Below are 22,014 nucleotides of genomic sequence, written 5' to 3' on the forward strand. Positions count from 1 at the left end.
TATGGATCTAATGTTAATTGTTATTGGTTTTGTTGTCTTTTTAATCATCGCATTGGTCGCCGTTTTCATTACGAAGTATAAAACAGCCGGACCTGATGAAGCTCTTATTGTGACTGGTAGCTTTCTTGGAAGCCGAAATGTCCACACAGATGAATCGAGTAACAAAATAAAGATCATCAGGGGCGGAGGTACATTCATTTTCCCGGTATTCCAGCAATCACGTCCGCTTAGCCTGTTGTCCAGCAAGCTTGAAGTGACGACTCCTGAAGTTTACACAGAGCAGGGTGTACCGGTTATGGCAGATGGTACTGCGATTATCAAAATCGGCGGATCCATCAGTGAAATCGCCACAGCAGCTGAACAGTTCCTTGGCAAGACAAAAGAAGACAGGGAAAATGAAGCGAAGGAAGTTTTAGAAGGGCATCTTCGGTCGATTTTGGGGTCGATGACAGTAGAAGAAATCTATAAGAACCGTGATAAATTCTCCCAGGAAGTACAGCGTGTGGCATCCCAGGACCTTGCAAAAATGGGGTTAGTGATCGTTTCGTTTACAATTAAAGATGTCCGGGATAAAAATGGATACCTTGATTCTCTTGGTAAACCTAGAATTGCCCAGGTCAAACGTGACGCAGATATCGCAACTGCTGATGCGGAAAAAGAGACACGCATCAAGAAAGCGGAAGCCGATAAAGAGGCCAAGAAAGCCGAATTCGAACGTGCGACAGAAATCGCCGAAGCCGAAAAAATCAATGGATTAAAAATGGCTGAATTCCGCCGTGAGCAGGACATTGCCAAGGCTCGTGCCGACCAGGCATATGACCTCGAAAATGCCCGTGCCCAGCAAGAGGTAACAGAGCAGGAAATGCAGGTCAAGATCATCGAGCGCCAAAAGCAAATCGAGCTCGAGGAAAAAGAAATCCTGCGCCGTGAACGCCAATATGATTCCGAGGTCAAGAAAAAAGCCGACGCAGACCGCTACTCTGTTGAGCAATCCGCAGCCGCTGACAAAGCCAGACAAATCGCGGAAGCTGATGCAAATAAATACCGCATTGAAGCAATGGCACGTGCCGAAGCAGAGCGAATCCGCATGGATGGACTTGCAAAAGCCGAAGCCGAGCGGGCACAGGGTGAAACTGAAGCTGAAATCATCCGCCTGAAAGGGATTGCGGAAGCAGAGGCAAAAGAAAAGATTGCCGAAGCATTCGAACAGTTTGGCCAGGCAGCCATCCTCGATATGATCGTGAAAATGCTTCCTGAATACGCGAAGCAAGTGGCAGCCCCACTTGGAAACATTGACAAGATCACCGTTGTCGATACTGGCGGCAGTGACGCCAATGGCGGGGCAAACAAGGTAACAGGCTATGCAACGAATCTAATGTCGACACTCCAGGAATCACTAAAAGCATCATCAGGTATTGATGTAAAGGAACTGATTGAGAACTTCTCAGGAAAAGCCAATGTCAGACACAGTATCGATGCATTGGCAGGCGAAATCCGTGAAAACAAGCCCGAAAATAGAATTGAAGCAGTGATTAAGCAGGAAGATTAATTTGAAAACCCGCCTGGAGCGATGATTCCAGGCGGGTTTTTATTTAAAACTAAAAGCAATCAATCAGAGGGCTTGAACAAAATTGTATGCAGGCTCATTTAATCAGGGAAACTACGGTGGGAAAAGTTAACGGAATATTCACAAATACGGAAGGCGGTTTAGATTAAAATAAGCTTAAAGAAAGGAAGTGGAATATGTTACTTAAAAAAAGAACTGAATCGAATGAATTAGTTGCATTGAGGTATCTGAACACAAGGATGGAGTTGGCCGCAAATGAAAAATTCCATCTTGTGAATCTGGAAAAGGGGTATAAAGGAGAGGTTGAATTTGACCGGATGACTGAAAACCTCCCTGAGGAAAGGTATATCATGGATGACCTTCTACTCCAGGTAAATAATTCTTATTTTCAAATTGATAAGGTTATAATCTCTGGGGGATTGATCCATCTATTGGATGTGAAATATCATGAAGGTGATTTTTACCTGGAATCAGATAAATTTTACTCATTGAAAAGTGGCAAAGAATACAAAAATCCAGTCATACAATTAAAGCGAAGCGAGACACTCTTTCGCCAACTCCTTCAGAACCTCAAATTAAATTACCTCGTCCAGGCTTCTGTCGTGTTCAACAACCCCGAATTCACACTTTACCAAGCCCCAATGGACCAACCAATCATCTTACCAACCCAGATCAATCGCTTTTTAAAAGAACTTACCAATACACCTTCTAAGTTAGACGAGAACCATAAAATACTAGCCCAAAAACTGCTCTCCTTGCACCATGATAAAAATCCATTTACCACTCTGCCTGAATATGATTATGATCAGATGGAAAAGGGGATGCACTGCAGGACTTGTGGTTCATTCAATACAGTGATTAAAAACTATGACTTAGTCTGCGGTAAATGTAGTGAACAGGAAAGGATTGATCAAGCCATTCTGCGATATATACAGGAATTAAAAGTGCTTTTTCCTGAAATTAAAATTACAACGCAGATTATCTATGAATGGTGCCAAGAAAAAATTAGCAAGAAGACAATAACCAGAATTTTAAAGAAGAACTATGTATCAACCGGCAGGACCTGTGGTACTTATTATGAATAATTCTAATAAAATCATTTCAATGCTTTTTTAACACATTAAGAGTTGTATAAGGGTTGGGGAATGTTTCAAGCTTTCCGAAGTAGCTGTGTGTTCGGACAGGTTTCAGGGTGAACAAGGAAAAGTTGTCCGAAGTAGTGATGAGTTCGGACAGGTTCAGTGTGAACAAGGAAAAGTTGTCCCAAGTAATCCCGGGTTCGGACAGGTTTCAGGCAGAACAAGTAAAAGCTGTCCGAAGTAGCTCTGTGTTCGGACAGGTTTCAAGCAGAACAAGCAGAAGCTGTCCAAAGTAGCCCTGAGTTCGGACAGGTTTCAGGAAGAACAAGCAAAAGCTGTCCAAAGTAGCTCTGTGTTCGGACAGGTTTCAGGCAGAATAAGCAAAAGCTGTCCGAAGTAGCCCTGTGTTCGGACAGGTTTCAGGCAGAACAAGGAAAAGCTGTCCGAAGTAGCCCTGTGTTTGGACAGGTTTCAGACTGAACGAGCAAAAGCTGTCCGAAGTAGTGCCGAGTTCAGACAGGTTTCAGACTGAACGAGCAAAAGCTGTCCGAAGTAGTGCCGAGTTCAGACAGGTTTCAGACTGAGCAAGCAAAAGCTGTCCGAAGTAGTCCCGGGTTCGGACAGGTTTCAAGCAGAATAAGCAGAAGCTGTCCGAAGTAGTTCCGAGTTCGGACAGGTTTCAAGCCGAATAAGCAGAAGCTGTCCGAAGTAGCTCTGTGTTCGGACAGGTTTCAAGCAGATCAAGCAGACGCTGTCCAAAGTAGTCCTGAGTTCGGTCAGATTTCAGGCAGAACAAGGAAAAGCTGTCCGAAGTAATCCCGAGTTCGGACAGCTTTCGGGGCGAACAAGCAAAAACTACTGGTTAATCAGCAGAGCGCCATGGATGTTCTACAGTACGCTCCCAAATAGCATTCATTGTTATTCCGTTATTGATAATTTTGTGATAATTGAAAAAACAATGTAATATAGATTATAATAAACCGACTGGATAGTTTATTTTAAAAAATTAGGGGGAGATATCATGGAACAAAAGGTGATGAATCAACCAATCATCTCAGCACTGGAAAAATTCACGGAGCTGGATGAAAAAATATCACATTTTAATAGTATTTCAGGATTGCTTAGCTGGGACCAGAAAGTGATCGCTCCAAAGAAGGGCCGATCTATTTTCGCGAAAGCCAGCAGTACCTTAAGAACAGAAGCGTTCAAGCTGACCGTTTCAGAGGAAATGGGAGAACTTTTAAGCGCACTCTCTTCTCCAGAAGCAGATGCTTATCTTGATGACGCAGCAAAAGCGAAGGTTCGTGAAAGGCTGAATTTCTATAACCGTTCAAAAAGTATTCCGGCAGAAATGATCAAGGATTTTTCCGTGCTGACATCACAGGCGAATGATGCCTGGGAAGAGGCAAGGGAGAATAACGACTTTGAGAAATATCTGCCATACCTTGAAAAAATCGTTGATTTTAAAAGAAAGGCCGTTGAGATTTATGGCTATGAAAATCATCCATACGATGCGCTGCTTGATGAGTATGAACCTGGCTTGACTGTTGAAAGGCTGGATCCTTTATTTGATAAATTAAGAAAATCAAGCACTGATTTGCTAAAGAGGATTCAACATGCGCCCTATAAGCCGCGAGCAGAAATTTTTGATCAGGCTTATTCGGTGGCGAAACAAAAAGAGTTCAACCGATATATTTTGCCGCTGATTGGCTTTGATATGAATGCCGGCAGATTGGATGAGACAGTTCATCCATTCGCGCAGACGGTTAATACTGGAGATGTGCGGATTACCACCAGATATTTAGAAAATAATGTTCGTTCGGCCATTTTCGGTACGATCCATGAGGCCGGTCATGGTATTTATGAGCAAAACATTGATCAGCAGTTCGAAGATACTGTCCTCCAGGAAGGGGCTTCTTTCGGAATCCATGAGTCCCAGTCACGCTTCCTTGAAAATATGGTGGGGCGAAGCGAAGAATTCTGGAAATACTTTTATCCGAAGCTGCAAGAACATTTCCCTGAACAGCTTGGGGATGTCGAGCTGGATGATTTCTACCGTGCAGTCAATGCAGTTCAGCCATCATTCATCAGGGTCGAAGCCGATGAACTGACATATAATCTGCATATCATGGTCCGTTACGAAATTGAAAAGGCATTGATTGCCGGGGAAGTAGAAGCGAAGGATCTTCCTGCAATATGGAACTCGAAGATGAATGAATATTTGGGAGTAACACCTTCCAGTGATAGCGAGGGAGTACTTCAGGACATTCACTGGTCGTTTGGCGGATTTGGATATTTCCCATCGTATTCTTTGGGGAATTTGTATGCAGCCCAGATACTAAACAAAATTAAAACGGATGTGCCTGATTTTTACGGAAGCATTGAAAAAGGTGACTTTGCCGTGATCCAAAAATGGTTGAAGGAGAACATTCATCAATATGGTATGCTTTATACACCAAACGATTTAATCGTAAAAGCTACCGGTGAAGAACTGAATGCGGATTATCTGGTTCAATATCTGGAAGACAAATACAGCAAAGTATACAAACTATAATATTAGCTGGAAATAGAGGTAACGGAAATGGCGCCAATTGTTTCAGAGGAGTACAAGGAAAGGAAGCGGCAGGAGATTTTGCAGAGTGCCCATGCCTGTTTTGCCAAGAAAGGGTTTGAAGCATCAACTGTGGATGACATTGTCGCACAATCTGGCCTGAGCAAAGGGGCGATCTACAATTATTTCAAAAGTAAGGATGAAATCTACCTTGCCCTGATGGATGGCCAGACTAGAGAGTCAGGCACAAAATTCGCGAAGGCAATAGCAGAACGATCGACTGCTTTGGAGAAGCTTGATTTTCTGGTTGATGCCTATCTGGGTAATGACCCGAACGATGCTGAGAACAAGGACGAGGCACTTGTTCATTTCGAGTTCAGGCTTTATTCAACACGAAATCCTGAATTAAAGAAAACATTGACGGAGAGATATAAAAATTTCTTTGTTACTTTGTTAGCAGGCATTATTGAGGAAGGGCAGGGATCGGGAGAATTTGATATTCATCTTGATCCAGCCACTTATGCGGATATTTTTTGGGCGATGGTAAATGGAGTCACATTACAGGCCACAATTCTTGATGGGTATAGATATAAAAACACGTTAAAAGAAATGCAAGCGATGTTCGTCGAAAAACTGAGGGCATAATGAAAAACCAGTGGGGCAAAATCCCACTGGTTTTTCAATTAACTCAAGAGTTTTCTGGACTGATTGATTTTTCCTTTAAAAGTTTTTTTAACTGGGGTTTATTTTTCCTGGCAGACAAGATGTAAAGAAAATCCCCTGCCAATATGGCTGTATTTCCAGTAGGAGCTGTCAGTTTACCATCACGGATAATGGCATTTACCAGTGTCCCTTCCGGAAAGGGGATATCCATCAAAGTTTTTCCTATGATCGCACTATCACTTTCCATCTCATATTCTATCATTTCAGCATCGGCTTTTCCAAGGGAAACTAGTTCAAGTGACTGCATTGGTGTCGTTTTCTTGGGTCCGTTTAGTCCAAGTTTATCCGCTAACTTTGGAATCGTGGCACCTTGAATCAGGGCGCTTGTCAGTACGACGAAGAAAACAACATTGAACATCTTATGGCTGTTTTCAATCCCGGCAAGTAACGGGAAGGTGGCCAGAATGATCGGAACTGCACCTTTAAGTCCTGCCCATGAAAGGAAAATCCGTTCTTTTTGGGAGTAATTCATTTTTATTGTTGAGATAAAAACGGCTACAGGTCTAGCCACAAGCATTAGAATCACAGAAATTAGAAGACCCTGAATTAAAATATCCAGACTGAATAGTTCTGTTGGAAATACAAGGAGTCCAAGGATGACAAACATTAGGATTTGCATCATCCAGGCGAACCCTTCTGAAAAACGGAAAATGGAATGGCGGTAAGCAATCTCAGCATTTCCGATTATGATGGCGGCAACGTAGACAGCAAGCAGACCACTTCCATTCAAAAACGCTGTTAGTCCATAAGTCAGCAGAGCAAAAGCTGTTGCGAAAACTGGATACAGACCGCTGGAATCAAGGTTGATGGAGTTCAGGGCTTTAACAGCGATTCTTCCAAAGATTATTCCAAGAATCAGGCCCAGTCCCATCTGCAAGAAAAAGTCCCCAATCAATTTTAGGATACTTGCATCAGGTAAGGTAATTAGTTCAATCATTGCTACTGTTAAGAACACAGCCATCGGATCATTAGAACCTGATTCGGCTTCGAGTGTTGAACCTAGTTTTGGAGAGACATTGTGACCCTTCAGGACAGCAAAAACAGCTGCAGCATCAGTGGATCCAACGATCGCACCAAATAATATCGCTTCTAGCCAATCAAGTCCCAAAATCCATTTTGCAGCAATAGCTACGATACCCGAGGTGATCAACACTCCAAGCGTTGCAAGTGATAAAGAAGGTACGATCACCGGCCTGACGTCTTTCCAATTTGTTTGCAGTCCGCCTTCAAATAGAATGATGACGAGAGCAATGACACCGATCATTTGAGTCATTGCTGCATTATCAAAATAAACAATGCCAAGGACATCGCTGCCCATGATCATTCCTACCATGATAAAGAAGATAAGTGAGGGAACACCCAATCTGGTTGAAAATCTGGTCGTTAATACTCCGACAATAAATAAGAAAGCCAAAAGTAAAATAAACGAATCGGTACTTAGAACACTTTCATTCAATGAAAGACCCCCTTATAAATTAATATTTATTGTGACTGTAACTGGCTGCTGGTCCAATCCGATGAAATGCATCGTTTCAGATGAAGATGAATGCTGAAGTCTTTTCTGGATAAGAGAAATGGCAACACCCTGGGAATAGGCATGGTAACCAAAGGTCTTTCTGAGAGTGGTCATTCCAACAGGTTCCATGATCCCAGCCTCTTTTGCAGCTGCATTGATGATTCGATATGCTTGCTGTCTTGTTATAGGTTCTGAAGTTTTTCTTGATTTAAAAAGATAATCCGTACTAATTAGGGAATTTTCATTTAAGTATCTTTTAAGAACCTTCCTAATTAATGCATTTAAATAGATAGGAGGATTGGTGTAATGAGGAATTGAAAGAAATTCTGCTATTTTTCCTTCTTCGTTGCAGACATCATGAACACGAAGGCTCAAAAGTTCCTGAAGCTTGATGCCGGTATTTATCCCCAGCAAAAAAAGACTGTAATCCCTGGTTGAATGTGCTTCTAGATATCTCTTCATTTGTTCAATCTGATTTTTTGATTTTATGGGGCTTACTGCATGCATTGTTCCACCTCCTTATGTAACTTAATTATACCCTATTTCAGGTTGTGTAACATATAAAATGCTTAAAAAGAGTTTTTTTTATTTAGCTTTTCCTAAATGGTATAATGAACAGAATCAAAAATTTGTCCTTAATCTGGAGGCAATTATGCTGACTTTTGAACAAAAACTTTCAATTATTGAATCTTTTCCGGAACTGGAACGGAAAAATGTATCTTTGGGCCGTGTTAACTTCCATTATGAAGATAGCATCTATGACAAGAAAAATGTTGTATACCACTTACATCCAAATGGGAATGGGTTTGTCTATGGAGAATTTTTAGAGGGATATGACCTTGATCCTAAGGGCATGGTGAATATTCGCGAATTTACTGCGGAGGAGCTTAAATCGATCATTGAACTTTCAATTGAGTCCCTTTCACCTAACAGTACCATTGAATCAGCCATCATAGAGGACAATGAGGAAGAACGCTGGGTGAATACAGAAAACCACACACTGATTCTTGTCCATGAAGATGATATGTGGAATGTGTATGCCGGACTGAATCTGGACGGTACCTTTCTTTCTTACAATGAAGCGAAACAATATTTAGAAGAAGAAGGATTCAGGAAAAGATAAAAAGGATGCCCGCAGGCATCCTTTTTACTTTTTATCATTCCAATAAGAATTAACAGAAGCTTATAATTTAAATCTGCCAGTCAACTTTTCTAACTCTAATGCTGTTTGTTGGAGCACTTTAGTTGTTTCATTCACATTTTCAGCTATTCTCAACTGGTCCTGTGTTGATTGGTCTGTCTGGCTTGTACCTGCGGCAATTTGCTGGGATGCCTGTGAGACAGTATCGAGTGAGTTTGTGATTTGTTCGATTGCAATGACCTGCTGTTCAATCGCGGAAGCAATATTGCTCGAGTTATCTTCGATCTCCAATGTTGTTTCATATATTTCTTTCAGTGTATCTTTGGCGTGAATCGAAAGGTTTTTATTGAATTGAACAGCTTCTTTCGTCTTGATGATGTAATCTACTGCATTACGTGTATTTTGAACATTCTCATTAACAATGGAAATAATTGTTGAAGCTGACTTCGCACTCTCTTCAGCAAGTTTCCTGACTTCATTTGCGACCACTGCAAAGCCTTTTCCATGTTCACCGGCCCTTGCAGCTTCTATAGCTGCGTTTAAAGCCAGCAGGTTTGTCTGGTCAGAAATTGTGTTGATGATTTTAACAAACTGGGTGATTTTGTCGGACTGTTTTTCAAGTTCTGTTATGATATCAGCCAGCTGATTGGTATTCTCATCAACTGCTTCCAGTCCCTCGAGCATTTCATCAATTCTCTTCGTGCCTTCTCTGGAGGTCGCAGTTGAATTTTTGGCGATGTAGCTTGCCTGTTGTGCCGAGGCGTTGATTTCCTCGATTCCTGCATTGATTTCTTCCAAAGTTGCCTGCATTTCCTCTATATTGGCATTCTGCTCCTGTGTGCTTGCAGCTGCCTGTTGGTTCGCTGCAGTCAATTCCCTGATGGCTTCTACAGAACTTGAAGCTACCTTGGATAACCCCATAGTTTCAGTGGATACTTCCTTTGTACTGTCCTGAACCTGTGAAACCAAAGTACGGAGTGAAGCAGTCATCTTATTGATGCTATCAGCCAGTGCGCCGATTTCATCCTTTGAACGGACCTTTATGTCATCCTGTGACAAATCGCCATTTGCAATATTTGATGTCAGGTTTTTTATTTTATCCAATGGCGTAATCAGTCTTGAAACCAGGAAATACATTGCTGCGCTTGAAAGAAGCAGGATTATGATGGACAGGATCCAAATTCCTGCAACTTCACCATTGATCTTTTTATTTATTTGGGAAACATCAAACTCGACCCCGTATAATGCGATTGTTTTTCCACCCATGTCATTGATTGGGGCAAATCCGGTCATTTTTTCCCCAGTATCCGACTTATATATTTCAGTTGTCGTTCTTTTGTTTTCCTTAAAAGCCTCTACTGCGGCCCGGTCAAATGCTTTTCCGCCTGAATATTGTGAACCATATGTGAGCTCATCCGTCATCATTGCAGAACTCATAGTCGGAATTATGAATTTGTCACCATCCATGGTGATTAAATAAAGATTATGTATTAAAGGATTCTCCTTCAAAATTTGATCCATTTGTTTTTGCATTGAGGTGACACCAGGATTGTTTTTAGATGGATTGCTGATGATGGTCTGTGCTTTACCGACTGAAACCTGATCCGACAACAAGCTTGAAAGCGTAGTGAGTTCGGCTTCCATTGAGTCGAAATTGCTGGACTTTATCGTATGCTGGGCATAGAAAGTTGTAGCCATTGCAAGGACAAGTATTGAAATGATACTTAAAGATACAATTTTCAGCTTTAAACTCATATTTCTGTTAAGCAGTTTTTTGCCTGGCTTTTTCTGTACTGCTGTCTTTTTGACAGAGTTCTGTCTTTTCTTAAAACGCAATTTGTCCACTCCCTCTTTTCTACATAGACGAAAATATCGTTATTGTTATTTTCGGCAAATTTCAAAATTTGTTAAGCAAAAAGTACTATTCTGTGAAATGTTTATTACATGTTTTCTATTGATTGCTGAATATGGAAATGTTCTCAGGGACCGAGACCCTATTCGACCCACCTGAAAAATTCATGTTTGTTAATATAAGCCTTGTAAATTGACTAATAACAGATGCTCCAATATATTTAAGTTAAGAGGATCATCCTTTTTAAAGGGGAGTAGCTGTCACAATAAAGTCGTCATGCCGAGATGGAAATCTCCGGCTTTATTGGCAACATGACGTTGTTAGCAAGACCTTTACTGGAAACGGTAAAGGTCTTTTTCTATTTGATTCAGCCCTTTGCCATTTGAGGCAAGGGTTTTTATCGTTTGCCGCGGATGATTCGGAATGGAGGAGTAGAAAATGGAATTTACTTTGTTGCTTGAGTATGGCTGGGTACTGCTTGTGCTTATATTTATGGAGGGGCTTTTAGCGGCGGATAATGCATTGGTGCTGGCGATCATGGTGAAGCACCTTCCTGAAGATAAACGTAAAAAAGCCCTGTTTTATGGCCTCGCAGGAGCATTCGTATTTCGATTTACATCATTATTTGTTCTTTCTTTCATGGTTGATATATGGCAAGTTCAGGCTATTGGGGCATTGTATCTTTTGTTCATGTCATTAAGCCAAATTATTAAAAAACTGTTCCCTCATGAAAAAATTAAGAAGGAAGTCAGGACCCAAAAAAGGGAAAACAAAAGCGGCTTTTGGATGACCGTACTGAAAGTGGAAGTAGCCGACATTGCCTTTGCCATCGATTCGATTCTCGCAGCAGTTGCATTGGCAGTGGTGTTGCCAGAAACTCCAATCCCCGATATCGGCGGAATGGACGGTGGTCAATTTCTTGTCATATTTGCGGGCGGCATGATTGGAGTGATCATCATGAGATTCGCTGCGAATATGTTCGTCAATCTGCTTGAAAAAAGGCCAGGTCTTGAAATTGCTGCATTTGCAATCGTCGGCTGGGTTGGGGTGAAACTGGCAGTATTGACCTTATCTCATCCGGCACTGGGAGTAATCAATCAGGATTTCCCTCACTCGACATTATGGAAGGTGATTTTCTATGCTGTTCTAGGCGGGATAGCTGCTGCTGGATGGTTCCTATCCAATAGAAGGGTTGAAAAGACCTTTAAAAAGGCATCATAATCAAATATAACATCCATCGGCAATTAGGGAATTGTTCAAGATTTGCTGATATATTGCGGTGCAATATCGAATACTAGGATTGTATTGATTCATGTTCTTTCTATATAATGCGTTAGTTGCTTAACATACGGGTATAATTTAAAAAATGATTTCATTTGGGTAATGAAATTTTGGAGGAAATGTTGGTTAGGAGGTGAATGCCTTACTAAATGTAAGGCTTGCCCATTGATTATTACGAACTTGCTGTTAGTTATCCTTTTGATTGCATTAACCGGCTTTTTCGTTGCGACAGAATTTGCGATTGTAAAAGTCAGGAGTTCAAGGATTGATCAACTGATTGCTGAAGGAAGGAAAGGTGCACAGTCTGCCAAACATGTGATCACGCATCTCGATGAATATCTGTCCGCCTGCCAGCTGGGGATTACGATTACAGCCCTTGGGCTTGGATGGTTAGGGGAACCGACAGTTGAAGCGCTGCTCCATCCCGTTTTTGAAAGCTTTCATCTAAATGCGTCATTATCTGGTCTTTTATCGTTCGCAATCGCCTTTGCTTCGATTACCTTTTTGCATGTAGTAGTTGGGGAGCTTGCCCCAAAAACGGTTGCCATCCAAAAAGCAGAATCAATAACCATGGCATTTTCAAAGCCGATCATCTTGTTTTATAAAATTATGTACCCCTTCATCTGGGCGCTGAATGGATCTGCCAGGCTTCTGGTTGGATTATTTGGTTTAAAGTCAGCCTCAGAACATGAAATAGCCCTTTCAGAGGAAGAGCTTCGGATTCTTTTATCTGAGAGCTATGAAAGTGGAGAAATCAATCAGAATGAATTGAACTTTGTAAACAATATATTTGAATTTGATGAACGGATTGCCAAGGAAATCATGGTTCCGAGAACTGAGATTGTTACGTTTGACATTTCTGATGATATTGAAAAAATTATCAATGTGATCCAGCAAGAAAAATATACTCGTTATCCCGTAATCGATGGTGAAAAGGATAATGTAGTAGGTATGATCAACATCAAGGAGATACTCACAGCCAAACTGACACAAAAAGAGCTTCAAAAAGAATCGATTTTATCGTCATTTATTAAACCTGTCATCAGAGTGATCGAGACAATACCTATCCATGATTTGCTCGTGAAGATGCAAAAAGAGCGCATCCACATGGCTATCTTGATTGATGAATATGGCGGCACATCAGGACTCGTGACCGTTGAAGACATACTGGAAGAAATCGTTGGTGACATCCGTGACGAATTTGATGTAGACGAAATTGCGGAAATTAGAAAAGTGAAAGAAGACCATTATCTTTTCAGCTCAAGAGTATTGATTGATGAGGTGAATGACCTACTAGGCATCCATATTTCCGAGGAAGATGTCGATACCATTGGCGGCTGGTTCATGACCAAGAATATTGACGCGATAATTGGAGATGAGATCGAGGAAGAGGGATATCTTTTCAAAATCATTGAAATTGATGAATACCATATTGCCTATTTAGAGGTGACAAAGTTAGAGGAGGAATGAAAACCGGTGTAATCCGGTTTTTTTCTTTTTATTTAGTTGTGGCTCAGCGCTTGTCGTGGCTGTATGATGAGCTTGACACTTTTTGTTCCTGCAAACAGTCATCTCTTAGAAGATTCTTCTTCCCCTGCTTTTTCGGTGGTGGCTAATTTTGGTATGTTCTAAATTGTTTGAGGGGTTGGACGTGCAGGGTAAGAATACACTACCGGTGCAGCCGGATGTAACTCACATTGAATTGGAGGAATTTAAAATGGCTAAAAAAGTAGTTGGAGTTTACGATAATCAAACAGAATTAATTGAAGCGATTGAAGAGTATAAAAACAATGGATATGCTGTTCAGGATTTTTCCATCATTGGGGACACAAATGACATTACCACTGCACTAGAAAGCAGGACAGGTGTAACGGCAGAAACTGTCGGAACAGATCATGATGATCATAAAGAAGGAGGATTCTGGCAGAGCCTGATGACTGCATTTGATGCTGACCGAAATCTCGGCGGCAATGAACCATCTATTTCAGACCGTCTTGTAGGGCTTGGATTGACAGATGACTTTGCAAGGGAATATGAAGCGGATGTACGAGCTGGCCGCATCATTCTATTAGCGGAAACCAATGCTTCCGGCCTTGATCTTGAAGACAAGGGCTATGCTACGGACACATCATTAACAGGAAATTATGAAGGTAGGGGCACATCAGTCACTGGAAATTATGAGGATGCGGACGAACAAACATTGAAATTAAGGGAAGAACAGCTGGATGTTTCCAAGGATCGCGTCCAGACAGGTGAAGTAGAGGTACACAAAGAAGTAGTTGAAGACCAGCAAAAGGTTAACATTCCAGTTTCCCGTGAGGAAGTATATATTGAAAGACGGGATGTGAATGAGGCCGCTTCTGGCACTGACGCTACAATTGAAGATGATGAAACAATCCGTGTACCGATCATGGAAGAAAAAGTAGAGGTTACGAAGAAACCTGTTGTTTCTGAAGAACTTGTCATCGGCAAGCGGGAAGTGACTGATACTGAACAGGTTGTCGAAAGTGTCAAGCGTGAGGAGGCTTATCTTGATGCTGATGACGACAGGATCGTGGATGATGCTGACCTGAACCGCAATAAGTTAAGAAACGATACTGATCTTAATCGCAATGAGTTAAGAAATGATACTGATTTGGATCGTGACGGTTACAAAAATCGATAAGAAGATAAAAAGGAAAAGACGCCTCAAGGGGCGTCTTTTCTGCGTATTGAGGCGACTGACTGTACGCCACATCGTACATTTCCATAATGGAGTGTCAGTCGGCTTACACAATTCAGCTCATCGCTTGATTAATATATCATTTAAAAGCATAGGTTAGCAAGAGGAAATTTCAGGGAAGACACTTTAGGTTTCAGGTACAGTACCAAAGGGGTAAGAAAAAGGGAAAACAAACAGAGAAGGGAAACATCATGAAAACCAATCGAATTCTAATAACACTAGTTGTTGTAATTGCACTGCTGGCAGCAGTCAGCGTTTATGGAAACACACAAGTAAAGGACGAGGATGAAAAGCTGGTAATTGCATTTGGCGACTCACTTACGTATGGGTATGGAGATGAAAAAGGATCAGGTTATATCGATACATTAAAAGTGAAATTAAATAACCAGAACAAAGAAGAATTCAACTTTGACAACGAAGCAATTTATGGCCTGGAATCATCAGGGATCCTTACCCAACTGTCTGATGTCGGGATAAGAGGGGAACTCGATGAAGCAGACTATTTTATTCTTTTTATTGGTACGAACGATTTGATCAACAGCAACGGCGGAAACTTGAAAAACCTTAAGCACGAAGAAATTGCAATAGGTAAGGAAGACTATATGAAGAACCTGAATGCCATCATCAGCATTCTGACTGAACAAAATGAGCAAGCGCCAATCCTGCTGCTTGGACTTTATAACCCATATCCTGACAGCAAGGCAATAGAGACTGTGATTGATGACTGGAATAATGGAATCAATAAAATGATAAAGGACGAAAAACGGATTGTTTACATTCCTACCAATGATTTGTTTAAAGGGAAAAACAAAAAACAATATTTCAGTGATTCCCTCCATTTAAATGATAAAGGGTACAAGCTGGTCTCTGATCGTATTTTAGAGAAATACCAGTTCGAATAGAATTGGCTGCCTGGCAAAGTAATTGCCAGGTTTTTTCAATTTATCTATCAATGAAACCTGATGTCGTTCGAATTCGTAATATAATAGACTGAAAGACTTACTGAAAGGACTTTTGCCGTGAAAAAAAAGCTGTTTGGGAATGCATCCGTTACTTTCTTGCTGATTTTGGTGGTGCTCCTGCTATATTATCAGTTCCTGACCAGGCCGGAAATCAATGAAGACGTTCCCTTGCCAGTGGAACTCCATCCAGTTATCTTGGAGAATAAGGAGGCTCTGATTCAAAGAGCGTCTGATTTAGGAATCAGGGTCATTGTTACAGATGGATTCAGGAGTTTCCAGGAACAGGACTCTTTGTATGAAAAGGGCAGGACGGCAGACGGCCAAATTGTCACCCATGCAAAAGGCGGGGATTCTTATCATAATTTTGGACTCGCAATAGATTTTGCTTTATTGGATAAACAAGGTAAAGCCTTGTGGGATACTGCCTACGACGGGAATGGAAACGGAAAATCTGATTGGATGGAGGTAGTTGCCATTGCCAAGGACCTTGGATTTCAATGGGGTGGAGATTGGAAACATTTTAAAGATTATCCGCATTTGGAAATGCGCTTTGGACTGAAGATTGATGATTTGAAAAGAGGAAAGCGCCCTCCGGAAAAATCACTGACAGCATCACAAAAATAAACAAAGCATCGGGTACCGTTCACAGTGAACTGCTCCGATGCTTTTGTCTGTTATTTTTGATTGGAGACAGTGGAAACCTTTGAATAAGGCTTTCCAATCTTAAGGAACTGCCTAATGACGAGGCCAGGCCCACCGAGCACGAAGAGATAGCGCGCCTCGATGACTTGTTTCATTAAGGCAGCAAATGAACCTGAGATTTTCAAACCAAAGACTTTTCCTACGGCCGCCTTATTACCAATGGACGCTACTGTTCCTTTATGGTGGTAAACGAAAGTTTTGAGCGGTTCACCCCTCAGGCTGGCAATTATATTTGGGCCGCATAGTTCTGCCTGCTGTATGGCCACCTGCGCAGTCGGAGGCAGGGCGTTTTTCTCATCCTTCATGAATAAGGCGGCATCCCCGATACAAAAGACATTTTCAAGTCCTTTTACCCGCAAATATTCATCGACCGGAATGCGTCCTCTTGAAATGGGCAGGTCCAGTTTTTCCAGGAGGGTATTGCCACGGACACCGCCAGACCAGATCAAAGTCCTGGACGGAAGTACTTCTCCATTGTCAAATTCAATGGAAGTTGGAGAACATTCTAGTATTTTTGTAGATGTCATTAATTCAACGTTGTTCTTCTTTAAATAATTCGTTGTAAAATCAATCGCTTCTTGATCAAACCCTGGCAGAACGGTTGGAGAAGCTTCGATATTGATGATTCTTGTTTCAGATAATGGAATATCATATGTGCGACAAAGCTTTGGCAAAGCTTCAATCAGTTCGCCAACCATTTCAATACCGGTAAAGCCTGCCCCGGCAACCGCAAATGTAAGTCTTGAAGGATCAGAATCTTCTTTGTAAGCAGCCATCTGTCTGAGAACATGGTTGTAGATGGCTTTAGTGCTCCTGAAGCTTTTAATTTTAAACGCATTTTCTTCTACTCCAGGGATACCAAAAGTAGCAACATCAAAACCAAGGGAGATCAGCAAGTAGTCATATTCAATTTCATCTCCAGAATCCAGGCGGACCTTCTTTTCATCAAAGTCAACATCTTGTACGGTTCCTTTTTTGAACTGGACCTTATTTGTCTTGAGGAGGTCAGGGATATGCAATGTAATTTTATCGTCCGATGCAGTACCTGCACCTGTTTTATGAAGTTGGGTAGAAATATAATGGTAATCATGTTTATTGATCAATGTTACTTCAGCTTCGCCGTTCCTTAGAGATTTCTCAAGTTGGCGGCTTGTAATCAGTCCGCCATATCCAGCGCCTAATATGACTATTTTGGGAGTCTTCACTGTATTTCCTTCTTTCTGGCTGTTTATTGTGAAGTAATTCACAAGAAAGGGCAAAAAAATAAAACTTGCAGTTGGTTTTTAATACCCTTTTGTGAAATATTTCACATTGTTTATACCAATAGAATACAATAATCCTATTTATATATCAAGTCTTTTCATGCTGCTATTTTTAACAAAAGTTTGAACAAAATTCTTGATTCTGCCGCACATATACATAAAAAAGAGAGAGGGTACTTTCCCACTCTCCATCGGAAGTTTATAATTTCAATACTTCAGGCTCGCCATTGTCATTCATCAGCCGGATTGTTTCCGGCTTAATTTCTAAGATAATGAACTCGGGATCATTTGGACTTTCTATCCATTTCTTCATTCTTTCGTTCCAAAATTTATCCTTTAAGCTTTGTTCTTCCCGGATTGCAGCTTTGCCCTGCACTTCGATATAGGCGTCACCCATTCCTTCGCCTTCGTAGCCAAGCAGGATGTGGACATTGGCATTCTTTTCAATCTCTTCAGCTTTATATGTTTCCTTGCTGGTTGGGGTGTAAATTGTCAATTCTTCATGGAAGAAAGTCATATAGCGTGTGTGTGGCTTATTATCCACTACTGTCGCAAGGGTTCCTACCTTTGACTCACCGAGAACATCTTTGATTTTTTCCTTCAAAAGTTGTTGGTTCATATAGTTTCCTCCTTTTTGTTCACCTTCTTACTATTCTCTTTTTTAGCAGGGATAAACCAAACAGCCCTGGAATCCCAGGGCTGTTGTTATAATTCATTATCAATATCAACATTGTACTTCTTCTCACTTGAGGACGAATCCTTTGTATGATGACCGTCCTTTTCTTCTTGCTTTTCCTGATTGAGGTCTTCCATCGGAATCGTGTCTACTGTCAATTCACTTTTGTATCGATCATGGAGGCTTTTCGTCCGGGTTTCATACTGTTCCGGGTTGTCCATATTTTGAGTATTATCTACTGGTATAGGCTTTTTATCATCTTTTTTCATAATTTCTCACCTCACTGATTAATTCTTACGGGTATCGCACTTAAGGCCTACTTATCATTTTTCGACTCTTCCTGAGGTTTTACTGGATCCCTTTGAGGCTCGATATCCTTTTTGTGCGCTTGCTTATTCTCCTGTTCTGGTGAACCATCATTGTGTTTTTTTCTGGCATGATAAAACCTCCTTTTAATTGAAAATACCCTTTCATACCAATTTAAAACAAACTCCACTGTGAGCAGGGAAGCCCTCATACAAAATGGATAAAGGCAGCACCCATTAAATACCTCAAAGTACAACCGAATGATTTTCATAAATGCGGGGTACGGAATTGACCAGTATTCACCATAAACAATTAAATCGTGAATTCCAATTAACCACCCTGTCCAATGTCTTTTGTGCCAGGAAACTTCATATAGTTAGAATGTATGTTTAATTATTTGGATATGGAGGGGGAGCGTGATGATTATCATCCGGTTTCCAGATGCTGCAGGCAAGCAAAAGCTGCAAAATCTGTCTGGGAAACAGAGGGAAATATACGACCATCTGGATCATAGCCTGACTTTGTTTGAGTTTGATTCAACCTTTCAGCTCCTATTTGAAATCAGGCTCAGGGAAAATATCATTGAAGCGGCACTGAAACTGAAAGATGCTTCGGTGGCCTTCACTTCATTCAAATACTCTAAATTCAATCCGATTTATTGGACAAAAGGACCAAGTGGTTATCTTTTGAATCCAAATGTACGGCCGTCTGATGCCATATCTGATATTTTTAACAATGGGCAGGAGTATGGGTTTGAATGCTCTACCGCAATGGTGATCATTTTTTATAAAGCAGTCCTTGAATCCATCAGAGTGGCGGATTTTAACTATTTATTCAGGGGGCTGCTTGTATGGAACTGGAATTATGACCCTGATTTAGCCATCATCACCTTGGAAGGGAGTGAGTTCATCCCCGGCGATGTCGTCTATTTCATGAATCCCGATTTCGAAATGCCCATCTGGCGAGGCGAAAACGCGGTTGTTCTGGGAAAAGGGCTATACTATGGGCATGGAATTGGAATTGGCACGGCGAAGGAAATGATCGAGGCACTTAACACCCTTCGGAAAGAAGGCTCGACAACATCTGCCTTTATGCTGCAGCAACATAGCAGGCTGAACTCGAAATACTTGTCCCAGTTCTCCGACAGATAATCCCAGAAAACAGTAAAAGGCTGGCTGTATTGCCGGTCTTTTTTGCTGCTCCTTTCTGCTCATTTTTTTTAAAGCGATTTCTTATACAATTTACGAGGCATAGTTTTAGAAATTGGGGGAATATAAAAAGAGACATATTCTATACGTTTCTAGGTTCCGAATGTGGAATTTATAGGCAGTTAAAAAGGGAGTTTTGGAAATGAGATTATCAAAAGTACTTGAAGCCCTCGGCAACAGTTTGAAAAAATACATAAACGATGCAGATCCTGAATTGACAGGTATACAAATGGATTCACGCAAGGTGAAGCCTGGGGATTTGTTTGTTGCGATTTCTGGTTTTCAAATTGATGGTCACCAGTTTATTCAAGAAGCAATTGAAAAAGGTGCTGCTGCCGTTATTGGAGAAAATGAGCTTGAACTTGCTGTACCGTATATCCAGGTATTTGACAGCAGACTGGCTCTAGGGAGAGCTGCAAGTACTTATTATCAACATCCGTCAAGGAAGCATACAGTGATTGGCATTACAGGCACAAATGGAAAAACGACGGTTTCTTATATATTAAAGCATATTCTTGAGCATGCCGGCAAAAGCTGTTCTTTGCTCGGAACGGTGTCTTATATTATAAATAATGAAGTGTACAAGCCTTCGAATACTACTCCGGATGCTTTGCAAATCCAGGAATTAATGGCAGCCAGCAATGATGAATTTGTTGTTCTTGAGATATCATCACATGCCTTGAAGCAATATCGTATTGAAGGATTGGAACTGGATTACGGATTGTTCACGAACCTTTCCCATGACCATCTGGATTATCATCCGACGATTGAGGATTATTTCGAGGCAAAAACACTGATGTACAATTACATGAAGCAAGAAGGTTCAGCAGTTGTCAGCATGTTGACCGAGTGGGGAGAAAAGCTGGCCGATCTATTAAGTGCCAAGGAAATCCCTGTCTATTCAATGGGGAATCACGAAACAGATGATTTGAAAATAGAGGATATCAGGCTGAATGGTTCGACAAGGTTTGATGTCAAGATGGGAGGGATTGTCTATTCTTTAAGTTTCCCTTCTCCTGGTCTCCATAATGTCTATAATGCTGCAATGGCCTTTTTGACAGCAATAAAAATCGGCATTCACCCTGATGTGATCACTGATGCATTAAAGACGTTCCCTGGTGTGCCGGGGAGGTTCGAAATGATTTCACATCCAGAAGGTGCAACATTCATTATTGACTATGCCCACACGCAGGACGCGATAGAATATTGTCTGCATGCGGCACAAGAACATGATGCTGTGAAGATAAAGCATATATTCGGGTTTCGCGGAGAGCGGGACAAGACGAAGAGAGAGCATATGGTAAAGACGTCTGCGGCCATGAGTGATGAATTCATTTTGACATTCGATGACTTGAACGGCGTTTCAGAAGATGAAATGGAGAATGAGCTGAAGGAATTGAATGAACGGTTTGGGATGAAAAAGGGAAGGGTAATCACCGACAGGACGATTGCGATCCAGGAAGCTTGGGAAAGTGCCGGGATGGGTGAATGGGTCCTCATCACCGGCAAAGGACCCGAGGAATATCAGACCATATATGAACTTCCCACATCTTCCGATAAAGAGACGCTGTTATACTTACAAAAACAGCAGGATAAAGAAAAAATAATCGGTTGAACAATCCACAGGCTGAGTAGTTACAGCCTGTGGATTTATTCTTTTAAATGATCTGTTAAAGCCGAATGTTGTTTTTACATCTGTTGATAGTAGTGGAAGACGCGTAGACTCCTCCGAAAATGCTAACGCATTTCCATCGGGCGTGGGCTGATTCGAGGATGCAATTCAGTGTCCTGCGGGCGCAGCTGGTCAGGTGAGACCCCGCAGGAGCAAGCGACGAGGAGGCTCAGCGCCAGCCAAGAAGAATTTGGTCTTTGAAAAAGCTGGCACTTGAGCTTTTTCATAATTCTTCCCCCGCGGAAAGCGAAGCGCCTGGAACGAAAATCAACAGTCTTGTTTAACAGAGCATTTTTAAAATAAACCTTTTTGTAAGGAAATGACACAAATTAGCCTTTTAATCATGACAATAATATGAAATGTGATGTGATTAACTCCAAATTTTTTCCACCATCTTTTATCATATAAGTAAGTATTATAAGGCATGACTTTGCGGGAGGAGGTACTCAATATGGATAAAGTGGATATTTATAAAATGCTCGAAGAGGTAAAAGAACCAATGCTGGGAGTCGATATTGTGAACCTTGGCCTTGTCTATGAAGTCAGTGTCAAGGACGATCGTGATGTGGAAATCGTGATGACCACCAGGAATGAGAACTGTATGCTTGCTGACTATATCGCCCTCTCTGCTAGGGAACATTTGACAGACCAGATAAAAAACCTGGAGCATATCGACATCAAAATGGTTTCCGCCCCAAAATGGACTAAGGATCGCATGACGAGATATGCGAAATTTTTACTGGATCTTTAACATAAGTGAGAAGATTGCAGCTTATATTGCGATCTTTTTTTGT

The 22,014-nt window shown here is 41.3% G+C and carries 19 protein-coding genes; 13 read left to right on the forward strand and 6 right to left on the reverse strand.

All coding sequences use genetic code 11. The features are described from left to right. Position 1 precedes the first annotated feature (1 nt). The 4 genes from FS736_RS01665 to FS736_RS01680 all read left to right on the forward strand — a co-directional run bounded on the left by FS736_RS01665 (position 2) and on the right by FS736_RS01680 (position 5,842). Positions 2 to 1,549, forward strand: a complete 1,548-nt coding sequence (locus FS736_RS01665; RefSeq protein WP_144474618.1) for a flotillin family protein — start codon at positions 2 to 4, stop codon at positions 1,547 to 1,549. Between the two features lie 194 nt (positions 1,550 to 1,743). Further along, complete coding sequence (locus tag FS736_RS01670; RefSeq protein WP_144474619.1) at positions 1,744 to 2,652, forward strand: nuclease-related domain-containing protein; 909 nt, start codon at positions 1,744 to 1,746, stop codon at positions 2,650 to 2,652. Between the two features lie 1,015 nt (positions 2,653 to 3,667). Then, on the forward strand, positions 3,668 to 5,200 hold the full coding sequence (locus FS736_RS01675) for a carboxypeptidase M32 (protein WP_260983504.1): 1,533 nt from the start codon (positions 3,668 to 3,670) through the stop codon (positions 5,198 to 5,200). A gap of 27 nt (positions 5,201 to 5,227) precedes the next feature. Then, positions 5,228 to 5,842, forward strand: a complete 615-nt coding sequence (locus FS736_RS01680) for a TetR/AcrR family transcriptional regulator (RefSeq protein WP_144474620.1) — start codon at positions 5,228 to 5,230, stop codon at positions 5,840 to 5,842. 43 nt (positions 5,843 to 5,885) lie between these two features. On the opposite strand, the gene FS736_RS01685 is transcribed toward FS736_RS01680, so the two are convergent. After that, complete coding sequence (locus tag FS736_RS01685) at positions 5,886 to 7,376, reverse strand: potassium/proton antiporter (RefSeq protein WP_144474621.1); 1,491 nt, start codon at positions 7,374 to 7,376, stop codon at positions 5,886 to 5,888. A gap of 12 nt (positions 7,377 to 7,388) precedes the next feature. Next, entirely contained in the window at positions 7,389 to 7,943 is a 555-nt protein-coding gene (locus FS736_RS01690; protein ID WP_144474622.1) for a tyrosine-type recombinase/integrase, read from the reverse strand. 145 nt (positions 7,944 to 8,088) lie between these two features. On the opposite strand from FS736_RS01690, the gene FS736_RS01695 reads away from it, so the two are divergent. Next, positions 8,089 to 8,559, forward strand: a complete 471-nt coding sequence (locus FS736_RS01695; protein ID WP_144474623.1) for a hypothetical protein — start codon at positions 8,089 to 8,091, stop codon at positions 8,557 to 8,559. A gap of 60 nt (positions 8,560 to 8,619) precedes the next feature. Here the strand turns inward: FS736_RS01695 and FS736_RS01700 are convergent, their stop codons facing one another. After that, entirely contained in the window at positions 8,620 to 10,413 is a 1,794-nt protein-coding gene (locus FS736_RS01700; RefSeq protein WP_144474624.1) for a methyl-accepting chemotaxis protein, read from the reverse strand. A 454-nt stretch (positions 10,414 to 10,867) separates the two neighbouring features. Here FS736_RS01700 and FS736_RS01705 point away from each other — a divergent pair, with 454 nt between their 5' ends. The 5 genes from FS736_RS01705 (at position 10,868) to FS736_RS01725 (ending at position 16,018) form a co-directional block, all read left to right on the forward strand. Continuing rightward, positions 10,868 to 11,650: a TerC family protein gene (locus FS736_RS01705; RefSeq protein ID WP_144474625.1), complete on the forward strand. Its 783-nt coding sequence runs from the start codon at positions 10,868 to 10,870 to the stop codon at positions 11,648 to 11,650. Between the two features lie 225 nt (positions 11,651 to 11,875). Next, the gene (locus tag FS736_RS01710; RefSeq protein WP_144474626.1) at positions 11,876 to 13,180 is read left to right on the forward strand and encodes a hemolysin family protein; all 1,305 of its coding nucleotides are present in this window, start codon (positions 11,876 to 11,878) and stop codon (positions 13,178 to 13,180) included. Between the two features lie 247 nt (positions 13,181 to 13,427). Next, positions 13,428 to 14,375 (forward strand): YsnF/AvaK domain-containing protein, encoded by a 948-nt coding sequence (locus tag FS736_RS01715; protein WP_144474627.1) that lies wholly within the window; start codon positions 13,428 to 13,430, stop codon positions 14,373 to 14,375. Between the two features lie 248 nt (positions 14,376 to 14,623). Continuing rightward, positions 14,624 to 15,334, forward strand: a complete 711-nt coding sequence (locus FS736_RS01720; RefSeq protein WP_144474628.1) for a GDSL-type esterase/lipase family protein — start codon at positions 14,624 to 14,626, stop codon at positions 15,332 to 15,334. A 117-nt stretch (positions 15,335 to 15,451) separates the two neighbouring features. Further along, positions 15,452 to 16,018: a M15 family metallopeptidase gene (locus FS736_RS01725; protein WP_144474629.1), complete on the forward strand. Its 567-nt coding sequence runs from the start codon at positions 15,452 to 15,454 to the stop codon at positions 16,016 to 16,018. Between the two features lie 50 nt (positions 16,019 to 16,068). Here the strand turns inward: FS736_RS01725 and FS736_RS01730 are convergent, their stop codons facing one another. The 3 genes from FS736_RS01730 to FS736_RS01740 all read right to left on the reverse strand — a co-directional run bounded on the left by FS736_RS01730 (position 16,069) and on the right by FS736_RS01740 (position 18,303). After that, positions 16,069 to 17,301: an NAD(P)/FAD-dependent oxidoreductase gene (locus tag FS736_RS01730; RefSeq protein WP_144474630.1), complete on the reverse strand. Its 1,233-nt coding sequence runs from the start codon at positions 17,299 to 17,301 to the stop codon at positions 16,069 to 16,071. Between the two features lie 256 nt (positions 17,302 to 17,557). Further along, positions 17,558 to 17,977 carry a pyridoxamine 5'-phosphate oxidase family protein gene (locus FS736_RS01735; RefSeq protein WP_144474631.1) on the reverse strand — a complete coding sequence of 140 codons (420 nt, stop codon included), beginning with the start codon at positions 17,975 to 17,977 and terminating at the stop codon, positions 17,558 to 17,560. Between the two features lie 86 nt (positions 17,978 to 18,063). Continuing rightward, positions 18,064 to 18,303 carry a hypothetical protein gene (locus FS736_RS01740; RefSeq protein ID WP_144474632.1) on the reverse strand — a complete coding sequence of 80 codons (240 nt, stop codon included), beginning with the start codon at positions 18,301 to 18,303 and terminating at the stop codon, positions 18,064 to 18,066. Positions 18,304 to 18,759: 456 nt separating this feature from the next. Here FS736_RS01740 and FS736_RS01750 point away from each other — a divergent pair, with 456 nt between their 5' ends. From FS736_RS01750 to FS736_RS01760, 3 genes are all read left to right on the forward strand, one after another. After that, positions 18,760 to 19,491, forward strand: coding sequence for a protein-glutamine gamma-glutamyltransferase (locus FS736_RS01750; RefSeq protein WP_144474634.1), 732 nt, complete (start codon positions 18,760 to 18,762; stop codon positions 19,489 to 19,491). 199 nt (positions 19,492 to 19,690) lie between these two features. Then, positions 19,691 to 21,163, forward strand: a complete 1,473-nt coding sequence (locus FS736_RS01755; RefSeq protein WP_144474635.1) for a UDP-N-acetylmuramoyl-L-alanyl-D-glutamate--2,6-diaminopimelate ligase — start codon at positions 19,691 to 19,693, stop codon at positions 21,161 to 21,163. Between the two features lie 508 nt (positions 21,164 to 21,671). Next, positions 21,672 to 21,971: a metal-sulfur cluster assembly factor gene (locus tag FS736_RS01760; RefSeq protein ID WP_186326633.1), complete on the forward strand. Its 300-nt coding sequence runs from the start codon at positions 21,672 to 21,674 to the stop codon at positions 21,969 to 21,971. Positions 21,972 to 22,014 lie beyond the last annotated feature (43 nt).

Source organism: Cytobacillus oceanisediminis 2691 (assembly GCF_007678455.1).
Lineage (GTDB): Bacteria > Bacillota > Bacilli > Bacillales > Cytobacillaceae > Mesobacillus > Mesobacillus oceanisediminis_A.